Below are 18,204 nucleotides of genomic sequence, written 5' to 3'. Positions count from 1 at the left end.
GCGTCGGATCCGGAAATGGGAGGCGGCTGCGCTCGGGGGCTGCTGCTTGCCGTCGTCGCGGTCGGTGTGTTGACGGCCCGGTCGCAGCCGGCCGAGCCGGATCCTCGTGGTTCCGACAGCGCCACCAGCGCCAATCCGTACGAACAGGCGCGCCGCGCGGGTGTTCAGGATCTCCTGAACCGCTGGGCGGGCGCGGTCAGGGGTGGTGACACCGACGCGCTCGCCGCGCTGTTCGACCGCGCCGCTGCGCCCGAGTTCCTCGCCTCCGAGATCCGCCGCAGCGAACATCTCGCCGCGGTGCCGTTGGCGGACTGGGGCTACGAGATCGGATCCGACCCCGAGACCCCGGTCCCTACCGACCTGGCCGAGCAGCTCGACGCCACCGACGTGTGGGCGGTGCCCGCGTACCTGCGCTACGCCATCGAGGGCGCGGATGCCGGTTCCACGCGCAAGCCCGTCTCGCTGATCGTCGCAAGGCGGGGGAGAACTGGACCCTGGTCTCCGATCGGTCACTCCCCGAGTACGGACGCCATACCTGGCGGGGCCCTTGGGATTTCGGTCCGGTCGTCGTGCGAGAGGTGGAGACCGGTTCGCACTCGTCGGTGGTACTCGGTCACTCCGATCAGGAGGAGTTGATCGACGCGATCGCGGCGGACCTCGCGGACGCGGTGTCCTCGGTGACCGAACTGTGGGGCCCGGACTGGTCGCAGCGAGCGCTGGTGGTCGTCAGCTCCTCCCAGGAGGAGTTCACGGAACAGGTCGGAGTGGACCACAGCGGCTCCGATATCGCCGCGGTCGCGGTCTCGGACGTCGTCGAGCCCGGGTCCGACTCCGCGACGGGCCAGCGCGTCGTGTTCAGCCCGGCCGCGTCGGAGCGACTCGACGAGGACACCAGGCACTCGGTGTTGCGCCACGAGCTCACCCACGTGGCCGCCCGCGCGGCGACCACCGACGGATCGCCGATGTGGATGCTGGAGGGCTTCGCGGACTACGCCGGTCACCGCGATGCCGAAGCTCCCGTCGGTCGGGCCGCGCCGATCCTGGCGGCGGCGGTCGTCGCGCACGGGCCCCCGACGCGGCTGCCCGTCGACGCGGACTTCATGGCGGGCGGGGAGCGAGCTCAGGCGGCGTACGAGCTGGCCTGGTCCGTGTCGGCCTATGTCGCCGACCGGTTCGACGAGCCGACGCTGCGCGAGCTCTACGTGGACCTGGCGACCGGACCCGTCGACAGCCACGAGCTCGATGTGAAGCTGCACGAGGCCGTCGGGCTCTCCGCGTCCGAGTTCGTGACCGACTGGGGCCGCTGGGTCGCAGAGGGCCTCGACTGAGAGCCGGCCGACCCGACCCTGCGCAGCGGCCGCCCGTGTCCGGCAATTACGGTGAACGCATGCGCCGAACCCTGTTGGTGACGAATGACTTTCCGCCCCGACCGGGAGGCATCCAGTCCTACCTCCAGTCCTTTGCGAACGCGCTGCCTGCCGACGAGTTGGTGGTGTACGCCCCGCGCTGGCGGGGTGACAGCCACAAGAAGTTCGACGCGCGTCAGCCGTTCGAGGTGGTCCGCCACCCCACGACGCTGATGCTGCCCACCCCGCTGGTCGCCCGCAGGGCGGCCAAGCTGGTGCGGTCGCGCGAATGTGACAGCGTGTGGTTCGGCGCGGCGGCCCCGCTGGCGCTGCTGGCGCCCGGGCTGCGCCGGGCAGGCGCCGAGCGGGTCGTGGCCAGCACGCACGGACACGAGGTCGGCTGGTCGATGTTGCCGGGCGCCAGGCAGGCGCTGGGCCGGATCGGGAACACCACGGACACGGTCACCTTCGTCAGCAAGTACACGCGCGGCCGGTTCGCGTCCGCGTTCGGCGCCGGCGCCGCGCTCGAGCACCTGCCGCCCGGTGTCGACACCGAGGTGTTCCGACCCGACCCGGCGGCCAGGGCGGAGCTGCGGGCGCGATACGGGCTGGGCGATCGCCCGACGGTGCTGTGCCTGTCCCGGCTGGTCCCGCGCAAGGGTCAGGACGTGCTGATCCGGGCGCTGCCGCGGATCCGTGAGTCCATCGACGGCGCGGTGCTCGTCATCGTCGGCGGCGGCCCGTACCAGGGCCGACTCCACGCACTGGCCAAGGAGACCGGGATGGAGGAGCACGTGGTGTTCACGGGCACCGTGCCGTCCGCCGAGCTCGCGGCGCACCACACGATCGCCGATGTGTTCGCGATGCCGTGCCGGACCAGGGGAGCGGGCCTCGATGTCGAGGGGCTGGGCATCGTGTTCCTCGAGGCCTCGGCCTCTGGGGTCCCCGTGATCGCCGGTCGATCCGGTGGCGCGCCGGAAACGGTGCGGGAGAACGAGACCGGGCACGTCGTCGACGGTCGATCGGTTCGGCAGGTGGCCGACTCGGTGATCTCGGTGCTCGCCGACCGGGACCGCGCGGCGGCCATGGGCGCCGCCGGCCGCGCGTGGGTGACCGAGCAGTGGCGCTGGGATGCGCTGGCAGCCAAGCTCAGCGGCCTGCTGCACTAGGCGCTACGCGCCCGTGCGCGGTTGACGAGTGCAGCCACTCGTCAACCGCGCACAGGCGCGTAGCCGCCTACTTGGCGTAGATCGCCTCGATGTCGTTCGCGAAGCTCTGGTGGATGACGTTCCGCTTGAGCTTGAGCGTCGGCGTGAGCTCACCGGTCTCCTCGGTGAAGTCCACCGGCAGGATCCGGTACTTCTTGATCGACTCCGCGTGCGAGACCAACTTGTTGGCCTCCGCGATGGCCGCATCGACCTCGGCGATCAGGTCGGCATCGGCGATCAGATCGGCGACGGTGGCCTCGGCAGGCTTGCTGTTGCGCTGCTTCCAGCCCGTCCACGCGTCGGGGTCGACAGTGATCAGGGCACCGATGAAGGGCTTCTGGTCGCCGACGACGAGCGCCTGGCTGATCAGCGGGTGCGCGCGGAGCTGGTCCTCGAGCTGGGCGGGCGCGACGTTCTTGCCGCCCGCGGTGACGATGATCTCCTTCTTGCGTCCGGTGATCGTGATGTAGCCCTCGGCGTCGACCGAGCCGAGGTCACCGGTGTGGAACCAGCCGTCCTCGAGCGCCTCGGCACTGGCCGCCTCGTTGCGCCAGTAGCCACCGAAGACCACCGGCCCGGAGAGCAGGATCTCGCCGTCCTCGGCGATGCGAACCGCGTTGCCTGCCAATGGCCTTCCGACGCTTCCCACCTTCTGGCCGCCCGGCGTGTTCACCGCTACCGCCGCGGTCGTCTCGGTCAGGCCGTAGCCCTCGAAGATGGTCACGCCGATGCCGCGGAAGAAGTGGCCGAGCCGGGCGCCGAGCGGCGCGCCGCCGGAGATCGCGAGCTGGCACTGACCGCCGAGCGCGGCACGCAGCTTGGAGTACACCAGCTTGTCGAACACCGCGTGCTTGACCTTGAGGCCGAACCCGGCGCCGCCGGTGTCCTGGGCCTCGCTCCACTCGACAGCGACCTCGGCGGCCTTGTCGAAGATCTTGCCCTTGCCCTCGGCGTGCGCCTTCTGGCGGGCGGTGTTGAAGACCTTCTCGAACACCCGGGGCACCGACAGGATGAAGTCTGGCTTGAACGTGCCGAAGGTCGGGACCAGGTTCGGGATGTCGGAGGTGTGGCCGACGGTGGCGCCCGCGTCGAATGCGGCGAGGGAGACCGCGCGGGCGAGCACGTGCGCCAGCGGCAGGAACATCAGGGTGCGACGGCCCGGGCGCAGCAGCTCGCCGAATCCGGAGGTGCTGATGCCGCGCGACTCGGCGATGAGGTTGGAGTGGGTGAGCTGGCAGCCCTTGGGGCGACCGGTGGTGCCAGAGGTGTAGATCAGGGTCGCGGGGTCACTCGCCTTGAGCGCGTCGGCGCGGGACCGGACCTCGTCGTCGCTGACGTCGGCGCCGAGCGCGATCAGCTCCGCCACCGCGCCCGGCGTGCCCTCGATCTGCAGCATCTTGCGCAGCGCCGGGGACTCAGCCGCGACCTGCTCGAGTGCCTTCGTGTGGCCCTCGTTCTCGACGAACAGTGCGACGGCGGCGGAATCCTCGAGGATCCACCGCACCTGCTCGGGGGCTGAGGTCTCGTAGACCGGCACGGTGACACCGCCCGAGGCCCAGATCGCGAAGTCGATGAGCTGCCACTCGAACCGGGTCGAGGACATCAGGGCGACCCGATCGCCGGGCTGGACGCCGAATGCGATCAGGCCCTTGGCGACGGCGGTGACCTGGTCGGCGAACTCGGCCGCGGACACATCGGTCCACGCGCCGCCGGTCAGCCGAGTGAAGACGGCCAGATTGGGTGTGTTCGCCGCATGGGTGAACACCGAGTCGACGGCGGACGCGTCCTCAGGGATGGTGAAAGTTGACGGAACGCTGAATTCACGCACGAAGACCTCCGGCACTGCGGTGTACTGACGAGTAGGTTTTGCTGCGGTTCCACTTTAACCCGTGCTGATCGGCCCTGGCCCGCACCCGCCGCGCGGAGTGTGTGAAGCTAATCCGGTGAGCAGCATTCAGGTCTCGGACCAGACCTTCATCGCGGCGCCGCCGGCATCGGTCGCGGCGTCGATCGGCGTGGTGTCGAAATGGCGCCGGTGGTGGCCGGATCTCCAGGTCAGCGTGCGGGAGGACCGAGGCGAGAAGGGGATTCGCTGGACGGTCACTGGCGCGTTGACCGGAACCATGGAGGTCTGGCTGGAGCCGGAGCTCGACGGCACGATCGTGCACTACTTCCTGCACGCCGAGCCGACCGGCGCCGGTCCGGCGGAACTTGCCGAGCTCGATCTCGGGGCCCTCACCCGGGCGCGCCGCGTCGCGGGCAAGGTGATGACCTTCGGTACCAAGCGCGAGCTCGAGGCCGGTCGGCCGGCGGGAGAGTCGCCGACCCCCAGATGATCGCCCGCCCGACGGTGTCGCGCTGTGCGGCCGGTCGTTGTGCGCGCACATCTGTTTCGTGTGTGATGGGTTCGAGTGCCTTCGTGGCTGTCCTGGAGTGAAAGGAAGCGTTGGTCGTATGGCCGACAAGACCAAGAGGTCGATCAGCATCGCCGCTCCGTCGAGTCGGGTGATGGACGTGATCGCCGATTACGACGCGTACCCCGAGTGGGTGGCCGCGGCGAAGTCAGTCGAGGTGCTCGCCCGCGGGGCGAACGGTCGTGCGCGGCGCGTTCGGTTCGTGCTGGATGCCGGGATGGTCAAGGACACCTACGAACTCGACTTCGACTGGGCACCGGACGGAAAGTCCGTGCGCTGGTCGCTGGCCTCCGCCGAGATCCAGAAGTCGCAGGACGGCTCGTACACCCTCGAGGACCAGCCGGACGGGACCACCACGGTCACCTACGAGCTGACCGTCGACCTGAACATACCGATGATCGGGCTGTTCAAACGCAAGGCCGAGAAGGCGATCACCGACACCGCCCTCAAGGAATTGAAGAAGAGGGTCGAAGGCTGACCGGGCGCGGCTCCGATGCGAACACCCAGATCCGGTTCTTCATCGGAAAGGGAGGCGTCGGGAAGACGACACTGGCGGCCGCGACCGCGATTGCGCTGGCGCGCACCGGAGACCGCGTCCTGCTCGTCACGCTCGATCGCGCGCACTCGCTGACCGAGGTGCTCGCGCTGGAGGGCGCGGACGCAGCGGTGGGCACCGGCGTCATCGCCGTGGCCGACGGTTTCGACGCGCTCGAACTCGACACCCTGACCCTGCTGGAGGATCGACTTGTCGCGCTGTCGGCGTTGATCCCCAGCGGCACCGATCACGAGCACGGTTCTGCGCTGTCGCTGCCCGACCCGCAGGAACTGACCGGACTGCCCGGTGCCGAGGAGTTGCTCGGGCTGGCCGAGGTCGCCCGGCTCGCGCACGGAGGGGAGTGGGACGCCGTGCTGGTCGACTGCCCGCCGACCGGGGAACTGCTGCGTCTGCTGACGATTCCCGACATGGTGCACGACTATCTCGAGCGGATCTGGCCCCGGTACCTCAGGGCAACGGTGCCGGGCGCGCAGCGCTGGCAGGCGATCGCCGCGCTGCTGGTCGACCGTCTCAGTGACTTCACCCTTCCGGTCCGGGCGATGCTCACGGACCGGCAGAACACCTGTGCGCGAATGGTGCTCACCGCGGATGTGGTCGGCGTGGCCGAGGCGCGGCGAACCGCGGCGGCGATGTCCGTGCTCGGCGTGCGAGTCGATGGCGTGATCGTGAACAGGGTTCTGCCGCAACATGATCCGGTACCGGACAATGGCGTGGACCATCCGGCCCTGCGCTGGTACGCGGAGCGTGCCGAGCGCGAGCGCGCGCAGCTGGATTCGCTGGCGGGCTCGCTCGGCGGGCTGCCGGTCCGCACGGCCGACGAGAACGCCCTCGAGCCGGTAGGGTTTGACTCTCTCGCCGCGCTCGCGGATGCGCTGTATCCGGCCGGGGTCGATCCGCTGACCGCCGCGGACGACGATTCGGCGGGGGCGAGGGTGGAACTGGAGTCAGGGTCGGGGGTGGAATCGGTGTACGCGCTGCGACTGCGCATGCCCCTGGTCGACCCGTCCACGCTGACCCTCGGCAGGGTCGAGGACGACCTGGTGGTCGGCGCGGCGGGGGTCAGGCGCAGGGTCAGGCTGGCGTCCGTGCTCCGGCGCTGCACCACGGTCGGCGCCCAGTTCGAGGACGGCGACCTCGTCGTCCGGTTCCGACCCGATCCGCAGGTCTGGCCGCTGTGAGCGACGATCACGCAGACCTGGTCGCCGAGCTGCAGGCGCTCACACACGCGGCGTTCGATCGGCTGGAACCGCTGCTGCAGAAGGCGTCCGAGGCCGCCGCTGCCGCCGCGAACCCCGAAGGCGGCGAGCCGGGGCCGTACGGGTGCAGTTGGTGCCCGGTGTGTGCGCTCGCGGCGCTGGCCCGAGGCGAGCAGCACGACCTGATCACGCTGCTCGGTTCGCAGGCCGCGGTGCTGCTCGCCCTGCTCCGGCAGATCCTGGACGAGCACGGGGCGCATCCCGACCCCGACGGCGGGCCCGGCGGGGCGGCGGCCGCTCCCGGCGCGGAGACGCAGGGTGCTCGCCCGAAGTTCGTCCCGATCTCGGTTCAGGTCGAGCACAATCGGTGACCATGGGCACGCGCACCGGCGGTCGGACCGCACTCACGATCGGAATCGACGTCGGCGGGACCAGCATCAGGGCGGCGGTCGTCGATGTCGACGGTCAGGTGCTCGACTCGACGTTCGCACCGACCCCGCGGTCGGCTCAGGCGCTGGAGGACGGGCTCGACCGCGCGGTTCGGGAGCTCTGCGGGCGGCACGAGATAGTCGGGGTCGGCCTCGCGGTGGCGGGCTTCATCACCCCGGATCGGTCCACGGTGCGTTTCGCGCCGCATCTGCCATGGGTGGACGCACCCGTCGCGCGTGACCTCAGCGATCGCCTCGGAATGCCGGTGATCCTCGAGCACGACGCCAACGCGGCGGCGTGGGCGGAATACCGGTTCGGCGCCGCGGCGGGCGGGCAGAACGTGTTGATGATGTCGATCGGGACCGGGATCGGTGCTGGCCTGCTGATCGGCGGCGAGCTCTACCGGGGTAGCCACGGGGTGGCGCCCGAACTCGGGCACGTACAGGTGATGTCCGGCGGACGCCCCTGCGCCTGCGGCAAGCGCGGCTGTTGGGAGCGGTATTGCAGCGGCACCGCGCTCGTGGACACCGCGATCGAGTTGCTGGCCGCCAATCCCGCCGAGTCGACGATTCTGGCGCGCGAGGTGGCAGGGGACCCGGGGGGCCTGACCGGTCGCCGGGTGGCGGGCGCAGCACAGGACGGCGACAAGGTCGCGATGGCGACGATGGCGGAGTTCGCGCGCTGGTTGGGTGTCGGGCTCGCGATGGTGAGCGATGTCTACGACCCGGACCTCGTGGTCATCGCCGGCGGTGTCGCCAGTTCGGCTCCGCTCTTCCTCGACGACGCGCGCGAGCACTACGCCACGCTCATCACCGGATCCGGGCATCGCCCGCTGGCCCGGATCAGGCCGACCCAGCTCGGCGAGGCGGCGGGGATGATCGGTGCTGCCGAACTCGCTCGTACTGAACTGCAATCCTGACCCGCTCGCGCGGGCATCGGTGGCCGGGGTGCCCCTCCGGTGGACCACATGCACCGGCCGTGAGTACAGTCATCACACGAGAAACATAGCGTGAGCACGGATGACTTCGGGAAGGGTGCCATGTGGTACTGGCTGGTCAAATACATTTTTCTCGGACCGATCCTGCTGGTGCTCGGGCGCCCGACTATCGAAGGCGCCGAACACATTCCGAGTGATGGTCCGGCGATTCTCGCCAGCAATCACCAGGCCGTGATGGACTCGTTCTACCTGCCGCTGAAGTCGCCGCGCCGGATCACCTTCCTGGCCAAGAGCGAGTACTTCACCGGCACCGGACTCAAGGGCCGATTCCAGCGGTGGTTCTTCTCCGCGGTCGGCCAGGTGCCGATCGACCGGACCGGCGCCGACGCGGCGCAGGACGCGCTCAACGCGGGCATGAAGGTGCTCGGCGGCGGCAAGCTGCTGGGGATCTACCCGGAGGGCACCCGTTCCCCGGACGGCCGGTTGTACAAGGGCAAGACGGGCATGGCACGGATGGCACTGCAGTCCGGCGTGCCGGTCATCCCGGTCGCGATGATCGGTACCGACAAGCTCAACCCGATCGGCTCGCGCTTCCCGCGTTTCGCGAAGATCGTGATCAAGGTCGGCGAACCGATCGACTTCTCGCGATTCAACGGCATGGGCGGGAACCGCTTCGTCGAGCGCGCGGTCACCGACGAGGTCATGTACAAGCTGATGGCGCTCTCCGGTCAGGAGTACGTCGACATCTACGCGGCCACGCTCAAGAACAAGCCCGCCGAGACGGCCGTACCCGCACCTGCGCCCGCAGCCGACCGGATCCCGGACACCCGGGCGAGCTAGATCAGGTCCAGCGGTTCCCCGAACCGGTGGTGGTAGACCTCGTAGGCAAGCCCGCCAAGGTTGGCTGGATCACCGACGTCGACGTGTGCCGGCATCCGGCTACGCCCTGTGAGGACCGCTTCATATCTCGTGCGCCCCTGGCTGACGACCCAGTGCGCTGCGTCTTCGAGGCCGTCTTCAGACTCGTCGGGCCCGAGGTGGGACCGATACGGCTCGTCCTGTAGCTCGGCGGCGAAGTCCAGGAACAGATCTTGGAACTTGTGGATTGCGTCCTTCGGCAGTCGTCCGAGAATGTCACGAAGGTCATCACGGCTCCGCGAGGCCTCCTCAATGACGTCCCAGAACCAGTCGACGTCCGAATCCCCGCCGTGACGATCATCGTCAGTCATTGCCTCTCCCACTCTTCCAGACGAGCAGACCGGCAGTTCAACAGTGATGAGGCCAGGCCACCAGGCCGGTTAGGCCACCGCGGCGGGCACCCGCGCCCGCTCGTCGGCAGCGATCCGCTTCGCGCTGCCGGTGACGCCAACCGCGGCGACCAGCGCCAGCGTCACCAGGCCCCACCACACGTACGACGAGGCCAGGAACTGATCCCACAACGGCCAGCCGAGCCCGCTGGTCCGGCCGGGGGCCAGTCGCCAGTGCGGGGCCACCACGAACAGCGCCACTCCCGCCGCCACCCAGAGCGCCCAACCGAGGCTGCGACGCGTGTAGGCGAGGTGCGCCAGGATCAACAGGGTCGGGACCACCCACACCCAATGGTGTGACCACGACACCGGGGAGACCAGGAGTCCGAACAACGCCGTCATGGTGAGCGCGAGGGCCGGCATGCCCGCGGCCAGCGCCCGGCGTGCGGCCAGCACGGTGACGATCAGCACCGCCGCGCTCGCCAGGATCCACAGCGGGGTCCGGATCGAGGGGTCGAGGCCGAGGCGGGCCAGCATGCCGGTGATCGACTGGTTTGCGGGGTAGGCGGGCCTGCCGATCCGGTTGGAGTCGATGAGGGTGTCGGTCCAGTACTGCTTGGAATCGGTGAACGAGACCGCGAAGCCGACGGCGGTGCCCGCGAGGAAGCTCACCGCGGTGACCGCGGTGGCCCGGAAGTCCTTGCGCAGCAGGAAGTAGAGCACGAACACCGCGGGCGTGAGTTTGACCGCGGCGACGAGACCGACAAGGGCGCCGCGCGGCCACGGCGTCTTCTTGAGCAGGCAATCGGCGGCGACCAGGGCCATCAGCACGATGTTGATCTGGCCGTAGTCGAGGGTGGAATACACCGGCTCGAGCGCCAGCGCCCCTGCGAACGCCGCCCCGCGGTCCACAGCAGGGTGCGTTCCGGCAGCACGCCGATGGAGGTGAGGGTCACGACAGCGGTCGCGAAGAGCAGCACCAGCGAGAGCACGGTCAGCGCGGTGCTGGCCTCGCCGAGGCTGATCGCCGACATCGGACTGAACACGATCGCGGCGAGCGGGGGATAGGTGAACGGCAGCGACTTGCCGAGCTCGGTCGGCGGCATCGGACCGTAGAGCGCGACGCCGTTCGCCAGCGCGGTGCCGCCGATGCGGTACACGTCGAGGTCGATCCGGTAGTAGCTGCCGAGATGCCGCAGGCCGGGGAAGCCGACGAGGTTGTAGATCACGCCGATGGCCGCGGCGATCAGGATGCACACGCGGGCCGCGGGGCCGGCGACGAGGCGCCGGATACCCGTTGCCGGGCCGCCCGGCTCGCGAGTGGCGTCGTCCGCCTCTGGTGCCCCGCTGGTGCCGCCGCGGTGCCGGCTGCCGGTGTGTCGGTGCTCTCGTGGTCGCGGGGAGCGGTCTGATCCTGGCCAGGCACCAATTGTCCTTCGGGTCGGGGGCGGTGGTCGTGGGGAAGTGCCGGGCGGCATAGTCTGCCCGGGTGCGCTACTTCTACGACTGCGAGTTCATCGAGGATGGTCGCACAATCGACCTGGTTTCGATCGGCGTGGCCGCCGAGGACGGCAGAGAGTTCTATGCCGTCTCCACCGAGTTCGACCCCACGAAGGCGGGGAAGTGGGTGCGAGCCAACGTCCTGCCGAAGCTCCCGCAGCCGTCTTCGCCCTTGTGGCGCTCGCGCGCCCAGATCCGCGACGACCTGCTCAAGTTCCTCGTTCCGCGCCCCGGAGTCACGCCGGAGTTGTGGGCCTGGATCGCGGCATACGACCACGTCGCGCTCTGCCAGTTGTGGGGGACATGACCGCGCTGCCGCGCTCGCTGCCGCGGTTCACCCGCGAGTTGCGCCAGTACTGGGAGGACAGCGGGTCGCCCGCCCTGCCGTCGGCTCCGGCCGACGCGCACGACGCGCTGGCCGACGCCAGGCACAACCTGGTCAAGTACGAGGCGATCCGGGCAGCACTCGCAATTCGCTGAATTGGTGGCCCCTTTGCGTGCCGCGTTCGACAGAGCGAATATCCTGTACTGGTGAACTGGACTGTCGACGTTCCGATCGACCGCTTGCCCGAACTCCCGCCGCTGCCCGCTGCGATGCGCCAGAAGCTCGATGAGGCGCTGAGCAAGCCCGCCGCCCAGCAGCCGAACTGGCCCGAGGACCGGGCCGCCGCGATGCGCACCGTGCTCGAGAGCGTGCCGCCGATCACGGTCGCGAGCGAGGTGGAGGCGCTGCAGAACAACCTCGCCGAGGTCGCCCGCGGCGAGGCGTTCCTGCTCCAGGGCGGTGACTGCGCGGAGACGTTCGCGGACAACACCGAGCCGCACATCAAGGGCAACATCCGCACCCTGCTGCAGATGGCCGTCGTGCTCACCTACGGGGCGAGCCTGCCGGTCGTCAAGGTCGCGCGGATCGCAGGCCAGTACGCCAAGCCGCGCTCGTCGAACATCGACTCGCTCGGGCTGCAGTCCTACCGGGGCGACATGGTGAACTCGCTCGTCGCCGAGGAGTCGGTGCGGGTCCACGACCCGTCCCGCCTGGTCCGCGCGTACGCGAACGCGAGCGCGGCGATGAACCTCGTCCGCGCGCTCACCGGCGCCGGCATGGCCGATCTGCACAAGGTGCACGACTGGAACCGGGAGTTCGTCGCGTCGTCGCCTGCGGGCGCCCGGTACGAGGCGCTCGCCGCCGAGATCGACCGCGGCCTGCAGTTCATGAACGCGTGCCGGGTCACGGACCCGAGCCTGCACCAGGCGCAGATCTTCGCCAGCCACGAGGCCCTCGTCCTCGACTACGAGCGGGCGATGCTGCGGCTCGACAACGACGACGACCACCCGAAGCTGTACGACCTGTCGGCGCACTTCCTGTGGATCGGCGACCGGACCCGCCAGCTCGACGGGGCGCACATCGCGTTCGCCGAGATGCTCGCGAACCCGATCGGTCTCAAGATCGGCCCGAGTACGACCCCCGAGATGGCGGTCGAGTACGTCGAGCGGCTCGACCCGACCAACAAGCCCGGCCGACTCACCCTGATCTCGCGGATGGGCAACGGCAAGGTGCGCGATCTGCTGCCCGCGATCATCGAGAAGGTGCAGGCCACCGGCCACCAGGTGATCTGGCAGTGCGACCCGATGCACGGCAACACCCACGAGGCGTCCACCGGCTACAAGACCCGCCACTTCGACCGGATCGTCGACGAGGTGCAGGGCTTCTTCGAGGTGCACAACGGGCTGGGCACCCACCCGGGCGGTATCCACGTCGAACTGACCGGCGAGAACGTCACCGAGTGCCTCGGCGGCGCGCAGGACATTTCCGACCTGGACCTGTCGGGCCGCTACGAGACCGCGTGCGACCCGCGGCTCAACACCCAGCAGTCCCTCGAGCTGGCGTTCCTCGTGGCGGAGATGCTGCGCGGCTGAGCCGTCCGAACCCCACCGACGGCCCGTACCCGAGAAGGGTGCGGGCCGTCGTGCTGTGCCGGGAGGGTGTCGGTGGCCGGCGATACGGTTGGGGCGATCGAATCGCGTACCCAACCATCGCAGTGAGGGACACACCATGAAGATCACCGAACCGACCCTGGGAACCCCGTGTTGGGCCGAGCTCGGCACGACCGATGTCGCGGCGGCCGGACAGTTCTATGGCGGCCTGCTCGGCTGGAAGCCGGAAACGGATCCGAACCCGGAAGCGGGCGGCTACACGATGATGCTGCTCGAGCAGGACCCGGTGGCCGCCGCCAGCCCGCTCTATCAGGAGGGCCAGCCCGTAGCGTGGACGGCCTCGATCGCGGTGGCCGACGTGGATGCGACCGCGCGGGCGGCCACGGAGGCCGGGGGTTCGGTGATCGCCGAGCCGATGGACGTGTTCGATCTGGGCCGGTTCGCGGTGCTGGCCGACCCGGCGGGTGCGGTCATCTCGATCTGGCAGGGCCGCAAGTTCCATGGCGCGGCCAGGCTGAACGAGACCGGGGCGCTGTGCTGGATCGAGCTGCGTACCCGAGACACCGCGGGGGCGATCGAGTTCTACCGCACCGTGTTCGGCTGGACGGTCACCGAGGGTGACGGTTACACCCAGTGGGGCCTCGGCGGCACTGATTTCGGCGGCATGATGGCGATGGGAGAGGACTTCCCGGAGGGCATTCCGCCGCACTGGGCGCTGTACTTCGGCGTGGACGATGTCGACGCCGCAGTCGAGAGGGCGACGGGGCTGGGCGGCACCGTGCACGTGCCGGGCACCGACATTCCCGACACCGGTCGGTTTGCGGTCCTGACGGACCCACAGGGCGGCGCGTTCGCGGTCTTCCGCCCGCAGGACTGAGCCGGCGCGGCAGGCCCGCATGGGCGGGCCTGCCGCGCGCGGGCGGCGGCTGGCATCATGGCGGAAGTGACTCGTATTCGACTCGTCGCCACCGATCTCGACGGCACGCTGCTGCGGTCGGACCGCACGATCTCACGCCGGACCGCCGCGGCGATGGCGGCGGCCGGGGAGTCCGGGATCGAGGTCGTGTGGGCGACCGCGCGAGCCCGCCATTCCGTCCACGAACTCGCGCTCGAGTGCGGTTTCCGGGGCAGGGCGATCTGCGCCAACGGCGCGGTCGTTCTCGACCTCGCAGACGGCAGTGCCCTCGTCACTGCGACGACCTCGATCACGACGGCCGCGGCGACGACGGCGATGGGCCGGGTGCGGACGCTCATGCCGGGGGTGGTGTTCGCGAATGTCGGCCCGACGAGTTTCGTCGCCGAACCCGAGTACGCCGCGCTGTGCGAATTCGCCGATCATCACCGGCACCCGCACGAGATGTCCCTCTCGGAGCGGTTGCCCGCCCTGGACGAGCCGATGGTGAAGATCGTTGTGCGGCACCCCGAGGTCTCCAGCGCGGAGCTGTACCGCGCCGCTGTGGCGGCGGGGGTCGACGGCGTCGAACTGACCCATTCGGGCGCGCCGTATCTCGAGATGGCGCCGTCGGGGGTATCGAAGGCCAGTGCCCTCGCGGAGCTGTGCGCGGCCGACGGGATCGAGGCGCGTGAGGTCGCCGTCGCCGGCGACGGGATCAACGACGTCCCGATGCTGTCGTGGGCGGGGACAGCCCTGTGCCCGTCGAACGCGCTGCCGGAGGTGAGGGCGCTGGCCGACCGCGTCCTGGCCGGCAACGACGAAGACGGAGTCGCCCGCTACCTCGAGGAGCTCGTGGAGGCGCACGGCCGGTGAGCGGTGCCGTCGCGGCGCGCACTCATCCGCACGGCACTTCGCGCGGATTGGCCGGGTCGAGGGCATTGAGCACCATGTACGCCGCACGCTTGGTGCCGGTGAGTTCGATGTGGTCCGAACTGTCCTGCTCACAACCGTCCTGGACGACGATGTTGGTGACCTGGTAGCCCGGCGGGCCGGGGATCATGCCCTGGGTGTACGGCACCACCTGTTCGTCATAGCGGGTGCCGATGTTGGTGTACCTGATGCCTTTGAGATAGGGGGTTCCGTCGGCATTGACCCTGTTGACCACCTTTGATCCGGCAACGAACTGGCCGCATGCCTGACAGATCGGAAACGCACTGTCCGGAAGTCCCCATCGTTCGAAGAGGCCAGGAAGCCCATCGCCGCCGCCGACCTTCGTGCCGAGCCACAGCGGAGCCAGCGACACGTAGTTGGTGATCTTGGACTGCCCGCCGAGGACTTTCGCGTAGTACGCCGGCACGAGGGTGCCCTGCGAATGCCCCACGATGTCCACCGTCGAAGCGCCGGTGGCCGAGAGGATCCGATCGATGAACTCGCCGAGTTGCTGCGCGCTGTTCTCGATCGGCTTCATCGCGCCGATCGCGGAGATCGGCCACGGTCCGGCGACGGCGCCATAGGTCAGTGCGAACACGCAGAAACCGGCATTCTTGAGCATCGGGACATAGGTGCCCCATGTGATCTGTTGTCCGCCTGCCGTTCCGTGCACCAACACCACGGGTCGAGGGTGGTCTGCGGTCGGCTTGCACCCGAAGTCGTTGGACCCGGTCAGCGAGCCGCCCGGATTGGTCTCTTCGTTCGAGAAGCCCGCCGAGGATTCGAACTTCTCGGGAAGCGGATCCGCACTCGGAACCGCCGTTCCGAACGACACCAGCAGCGCGATCAGCGAGCACGCCAAGACTGCCGCGCGCAGCATACGGAACAACGTGCCCCCGTTGTTGTGTGAGGGCACCGAACATACCGATCGTTTTGTTGTATGTCCTGAGAATGGTCGAAGGGGAGGTTCGACCGACCTGTCGGTCGAAACGTGGTGCGCCGCAGGGAAAGGTGGAGTGGAGATCTCCGCGCTACGGCACCGCGACCAGCGACACGGTGGTGCCCGCCTCGACCCGGGCTCCCGGGCCTGGGCTCTGGGTGAGGACCAGTGATCGGTCGGAGTCGGTGACCTGCCTGACCTGGGGCACCAGGCCGAGGCCGGTGAGCTCATCGCGGGCCGAGCCCACCGTGCGCCCGAGCATCGACGGCAGCCGGACCGCGGTCGAGACGATCAGCGTGACGCTCGATCCCGCCCCGACCTCCGTGCCGGTCGACGGGTCGGTGCCGATCACGTCGCCGCCGTCGACGCCGCTGTCGAACTCCTCGCGGGTCTCACCGACGGTGATCCCGACGGCGTCAAGGGCGGCCCTTGCCTCATCGGCCGACTTGCCGCGGACGTCCGGCATCCGGACCGGCGGCGAACCCTTGCTCCGGATCATCTGGACCTGCGACCCGACGTCGAGCACCGTGCCCGGACCCGGCTTCAGTGCCGCCACACCGCCATTGGGCACCTTGGTGCTGAAGGCCTCACCGCCCTCGACGGGCACGAAGGTGCGCTCGCGCAGCACCCGGTCCACCTGATCCGGGTCTCCGCCCGCGGGTAGCTCGGGGACCGCGGGCCTGCCGAGCGACACCAGCAGGGCCACCACCGACTCCTTCGGCACCCGGGACCCGGCGGCGGGATCGGTGCCGAGCAGGGTGTCGACGGGGGCGCTGTTCGAGTACTCGCCGCGGATCTCGGTGCTCAGCCCGGCAGCCTCGATCGTCGAGGTCGCCGAGGCGCGGTCAAGGCCGTCGATGGCGGGCACCGCCGCGTACCGGCCGGACCCCATCCACCAGCCGCCGAAACCGACGGCGACCCCAACAGCAGGATCACCAGCAGCCACACCATGATCGTGCGGCGCGAGCGCTGACGCTCGGCCGCGAAATCGGGGAACTCGTACTGGGCCGGGTCGCGACGGTGCTGCCGAGTCGCGCCTGGGTCCGCCTCCGGCTGCTGCGGGAACTCCGGAGGGCGAGCGGTCAGGTCGGTGACCACCTTGGTGGGCTGTGGGCCCGCGTGCTGGATGCCGGGGTGCACCGCGGTCGGGGCGGCCGACGCCAGTGCCGTCGTCGCGTCGTTCGGTCCTGCCGTGGTCGCCGCTGGCGGCGGCAGCGCGCCCGCGACCTGCATGGCCGCGCTGAGGTGCTGCGCGGATCGTCGCGGGGCGGGCACCCGGTAGGCGGGCAACTGCAGTTGCCTGCTCACCGAACGCAGCGCCGCCGACATCTCGCCTGCGTTCGTGAACCGCTCCTCGGGGTCACGGGCGGTGGCCTCGAGCACCAGCTGGTCGAACTCCTGCGGCACCCCCGGGATCTGTGAACTCGGGCTTGGCACGTCGGCGTTGATCCGCTGATAGGCGATCGAGAGCGAGGTGTCGCCGGTGAACGGCGTTCGGCCGGTGAGCATTTCGAATAGCAACACGCCGGTCGCGTACACATCGCTGCGGGCGTCGGCGTTGCCCGTGGTGACCTGCTCGGGGAGAGGTAGGCGGCGGTACCGAGGATCACGCTGCTGGAGGTGGCATTGGATCCGGCGACCGCGCGAACCAGACCGAAGTCGGCGATCTTGACCTCGCCCGAGTCGGAGATCAGCACGTTCTCCGGCTTGATGTCGCGGTGCACCAGGCCGGCGCGGTGCGCGACCGCGAGCGCGTCGAGGACCGGTCCGGTGACCGCGGCCGCGGCGTGCGGTGGCATCGGGCCGCGCTCGCGCAGCAGCTCACGCAGCGTCCCACCAGCGACCAGCTCCATCACCAGGAAGGCGTGTTCGCCGTCGACGCCCTGGTCGTACACGGCGACCAGACCGGGATGGGTCAACCGGGCCACCGCGCGGGCCTCGAACTCGAAGCGGGCGACGAACTGGGGGTCATGCGCGAACTTGGGGTCCATGACCTTGATCGCGACCGGCCGGTCGAGCCGCATGTCGAGGCCGCGGTAGACCATCGACATCCCGCCGCGCGCGATCGGGGAGTCCACCCGATAGCGGCGGTCGAGCAGTGTGCCGATCAGCGCCTGATCTCCTGGCCCCACCCGCGCTTACCCCGTTTCTCTTCTACTCGGTGATCCACCGCAGCAGTTTCGACAATGTCCGCATCGATGGTAGCCAGCGGGCCGCCCGCCCGGTGCCGACGGCGCGGCGGCCGCGATCGCGCGGACCGCCCATGACGTACCGCGCACCGACCCGATACCGTTACCCATGTGAGTGCAATCCCTTATAGCGACGACGTCCTCGATCCCTCGGTAGAGCTGCTGCAGCTCGCGGATGTGGCCAAACTGCTCGGAATCGTCGTCACCCGGGTGCACCAGATGCTCCGCGACGGCGAGCTGGTCGCCGTGCGCCGCGACGGCGTCATCGGCGTGCCCGCGACCTTCTTCACCGCCGACGGCGAGGTGGTCCGGCTGCTGTCCGGTCTGCTCGTGGTCCTGCGCGACGGCGGTTACAGCGAGGAGGAGATCCTGCGCTGGCTGTTCACCGAGGACGAGACGCTTCCTGGCGCCCCGGCGGACGCGCTGCACACCGACCTCGCCCGCGAGGTGGTTCGTCGCGCCCAGGCGATGGCCTTCTAGGC

The 18,204-nt window shown here is 69.6% G+C and carries 16 protein-coding genes and 3 pseudogenes; 14 read left to right on the top strand and 5 right to left on the bottom strand.

Annotated elements, in window-relative coordinates:
• Positions 1-15 precede the first annotated feature (15 nt).
• Genes BTZ20_RS28135 through BTZ20_RS15195 form a run of 3 tightly spaced genes read left to right on the top strand, consistent with a single transcriptional unit; the run spans position 16 to position 2,515 of the window.
• On the top strand, positions 16-636 hold the full coding sequence (locus BTZ20_RS28135) for a hypothetical protein (protein WP_223263356.1): 621 nt from the start codon (positions 16-18) through the stop codon (positions 634-636).
• Positions 579-1,328, top strand: a complete 750-nt coding sequence (locus BTZ20_RS28130) for a hypothetical protein (RefSeq protein WP_223263355.1) — start codon at positions 579-581, stop codon at positions 1,326-1,328. Before BTZ20_RS28135 ends, BTZ20_RS28130 begins: the two co-directional genes overlap by 58 nt.
• Before the next feature lie 59 nt (positions 1,329-1,387).
• Complete coding sequence (locus BTZ20_RS15195; RefSeq protein WP_077043740.1) at positions 1,388-2,515, top strand: glycosyltransferase family 4 protein; 1,128 nt, start codon at positions 1,388-1,390, stop codon at positions 2,513-2,515.
• A gap of 67 nt (positions 2,516-2,582) precedes the next feature.
• Here BTZ20_RS15195 and BTZ20_RS15190 read toward each other — a convergent pair whose 3' ends face one another.
• Positions 2,583-4,382: an AMP-dependent synthetase/ligase gene (locus BTZ20_RS15190; protein ID WP_077043739.1), complete on the bottom strand. Its 1,800-nt coding sequence runs from the start codon at positions 4,380-4,382 to the stop codon at positions 2,583-2,585.
• 115 nt (positions 4,383-4,497) lie between these two features.
• On the opposite strand from BTZ20_RS15190, the gene BTZ20_RS15185 reads away from it, so the two are divergent.
• From BTZ20_RS15185 to BTZ20_RS15160, 6 genes are all read left to right on the top strand, one after another.
• Positions 4,498-4,890 (top strand): SRPBCC family protein, encoded by a 393-nt coding sequence (locus BTZ20_RS15185; protein WP_077041949.1) that lies wholly within the window; start codon positions 4,498-4,500, stop codon positions 4,888-4,890.
• A gap of 118 nt (positions 4,891-5,008) precedes the next feature.
• Complete coding sequence (locus BTZ20_RS15180) at positions 5,009-5,446, top strand: SRPBCC family protein (RefSeq protein ID WP_077043738.1); 438 nt, start codon at positions 5,009-5,011, stop codon at positions 5,444-5,446.
• The gene (locus BTZ20_RS15175) at positions 5,422-6,702 is read left to right on the top strand and encodes an ArsA family ATPase (RefSeq protein ID WP_317616099.1); all 1,281 of its coding nucleotides are present in this window, start codon (positions 5,422-5,424) and stop codon (positions 6,700-6,702) included. The genes BTZ20_RS15180 and BTZ20_RS15175 overlap by 25 nt, the downstream gene beginning before the upstream one ends.
• The gene (locus BTZ20_RS15170) at positions 6,699-7,091 is read left to right on the top strand and encodes a hypothetical protein (protein WP_077041948.1); all 393 of its coding nucleotides are present in this window, start codon (positions 6,699-6,701) and stop codon (positions 7,089-7,091) included. The genes BTZ20_RS15175 and BTZ20_RS15170 overlap by 4 nt, the downstream gene beginning before the upstream one ends.
• Before the next feature lie 2 nt (positions 7,092-7,093).
• Complete coding sequence (locus BTZ20_RS15165) at positions 7,094-8,068, top strand: ROK family protein (RefSeq protein ID WP_077041947.1); 975 nt, start codon at positions 7,094-7,096, stop codon at positions 8,066-8,068.
• Between the two features lie 120 nt (positions 8,069-8,188).
• A complete protein-coding gene (locus BTZ20_RS15160; RefSeq protein ID WP_077043736.1) occupies positions 8,189-8,926 on the top strand; it encodes a lysophospholipid acyltransferase family protein in 738 nt (245 codons plus the stop codon).
• On the opposite strand, the gene BTZ20_RS15155 is transcribed toward BTZ20_RS15160, so the two are convergent.
• Together BTZ20_RS15155 and BTZ20_RS15150 are read right to left on the bottom strand one after the other, a co-directional pair.
• A complete protein-coding gene (locus BTZ20_RS15155; protein WP_077041946.1) occupies positions 8,923-9,315 on the bottom strand; it encodes a DUF4240 domain-containing protein in 393 nt (130 codons plus the stop codon). The genes BTZ20_RS15160 and BTZ20_RS15155 overlap by 4 nt on opposite strands.
• Before the next feature lie 69 nt (positions 9,316-9,384).
• A pseudogene (locus BTZ20_RS15150) lies at positions 9,385-10,625 on the bottom strand (glycosyltransferase 87 family protein).
• A 197-nt stretch (positions 10,626-10,822) separates the two neighbouring features.
• Here BTZ20_RS15150 and BTZ20_RS15145 point away from each other — a divergent pair.
• The 4 genes and pseudogenes from BTZ20_RS15145 to BTZ20_RS15130 all read left to right on the top strand — a co-directional run bounded on the left by BTZ20_RS15145 (position 10,823) and on the right by BTZ20_RS15130 (position 14,536).
• Positions 10,823-11,313: pseudogene (locus tag BTZ20_RS15145) on the top strand (polyadenylate-specific 3'-exoribonuclease AS).
• Positions 11,314-11,364: 51 nt separating this feature from the next.
• Positions 11,365-12,750 carry a class II 3-deoxy-7-phosphoheptulonate synthase gene (locus tag BTZ20_RS15140; RefSeq protein ID WP_077041945.1) on the top strand — a complete coding sequence of 462 codons (1,386 nt, stop codon included), beginning with the start codon at positions 11,365-11,367 and terminating at the stop codon, positions 12,748-12,750.
• A gap of 136 nt (positions 12,751-12,886) precedes the next feature.
• Entirely contained in the window at positions 12,887-13,645 is a 759-nt protein-coding gene (locus tag BTZ20_RS15135; protein WP_077041944.1) for a VOC family protein, read from the top strand.
• A 66-nt stretch (positions 13,646-13,711) separates the two neighbouring features.
• Complete coding sequence (locus BTZ20_RS15130) at positions 13,712-14,536, top strand: HAD family hydrolase (RefSeq protein ID WP_077041943.1); 825 nt, start codon at positions 13,712-13,714, stop codon at positions 14,534-14,536.
• 22 nt (positions 14,537-14,558) lie between these two features.
• Here the strand turns inward: BTZ20_RS15130 and BTZ20_RS15125 are convergent, their stop codons facing one another.
• Both BTZ20_RS15125 and pknB read right to left on the bottom strand, forming a co-directional pair.
• The gene (locus BTZ20_RS15125; RefSeq protein ID WP_077041942.1) at positions 14,559-15,473 is read right to left on the bottom strand and encodes an esterase/lipase family protein; all 915 of its coding nucleotides are present in this window, start codon (positions 15,471-15,473) and stop codon (positions 14,559-14,561) included.
• A 151-nt stretch (positions 15,474-15,624) separates the two neighbouring features.
• Positions 15,625-17,665, bottom strand: a pseudogene (gene pknB / locus BTZ20_RS15120) (Stk1 family PASTA domain-containing Ser/Thr kinase).
• 168 nt (positions 17,666-17,833) lie between these two features.
• Here pknB and BTZ20_RS15115 point away from each other — a divergent pair.
• Positions 17,834-18,202 (top strand): Rv2175c family DNA-binding protein, encoded by a 369-nt coding sequence (locus BTZ20_RS15115; RefSeq protein WP_077041941.1) that lies wholly within the window; start codon positions 17,834-17,836, stop codon positions 18,200-18,202.
• The last annotated feature ends 2 nt before the right edge of the window (positions 18,203-18,204 follow it).

This window comes from Rhodococcus sp. MTM3W5.2 (genome assembly GCF_001984015.1).
In the GTDB taxonomy this organism is placed as follows: Bacteria; Actinomycetota; Actinomycetes; order Mycobacteriales; family Mycobacteriaceae; genus Rhodococcus_G; species Rhodococcus_G oryzae.
This window is presented reverse-complemented; position numbering and strand designations above follow the sequence as displayed.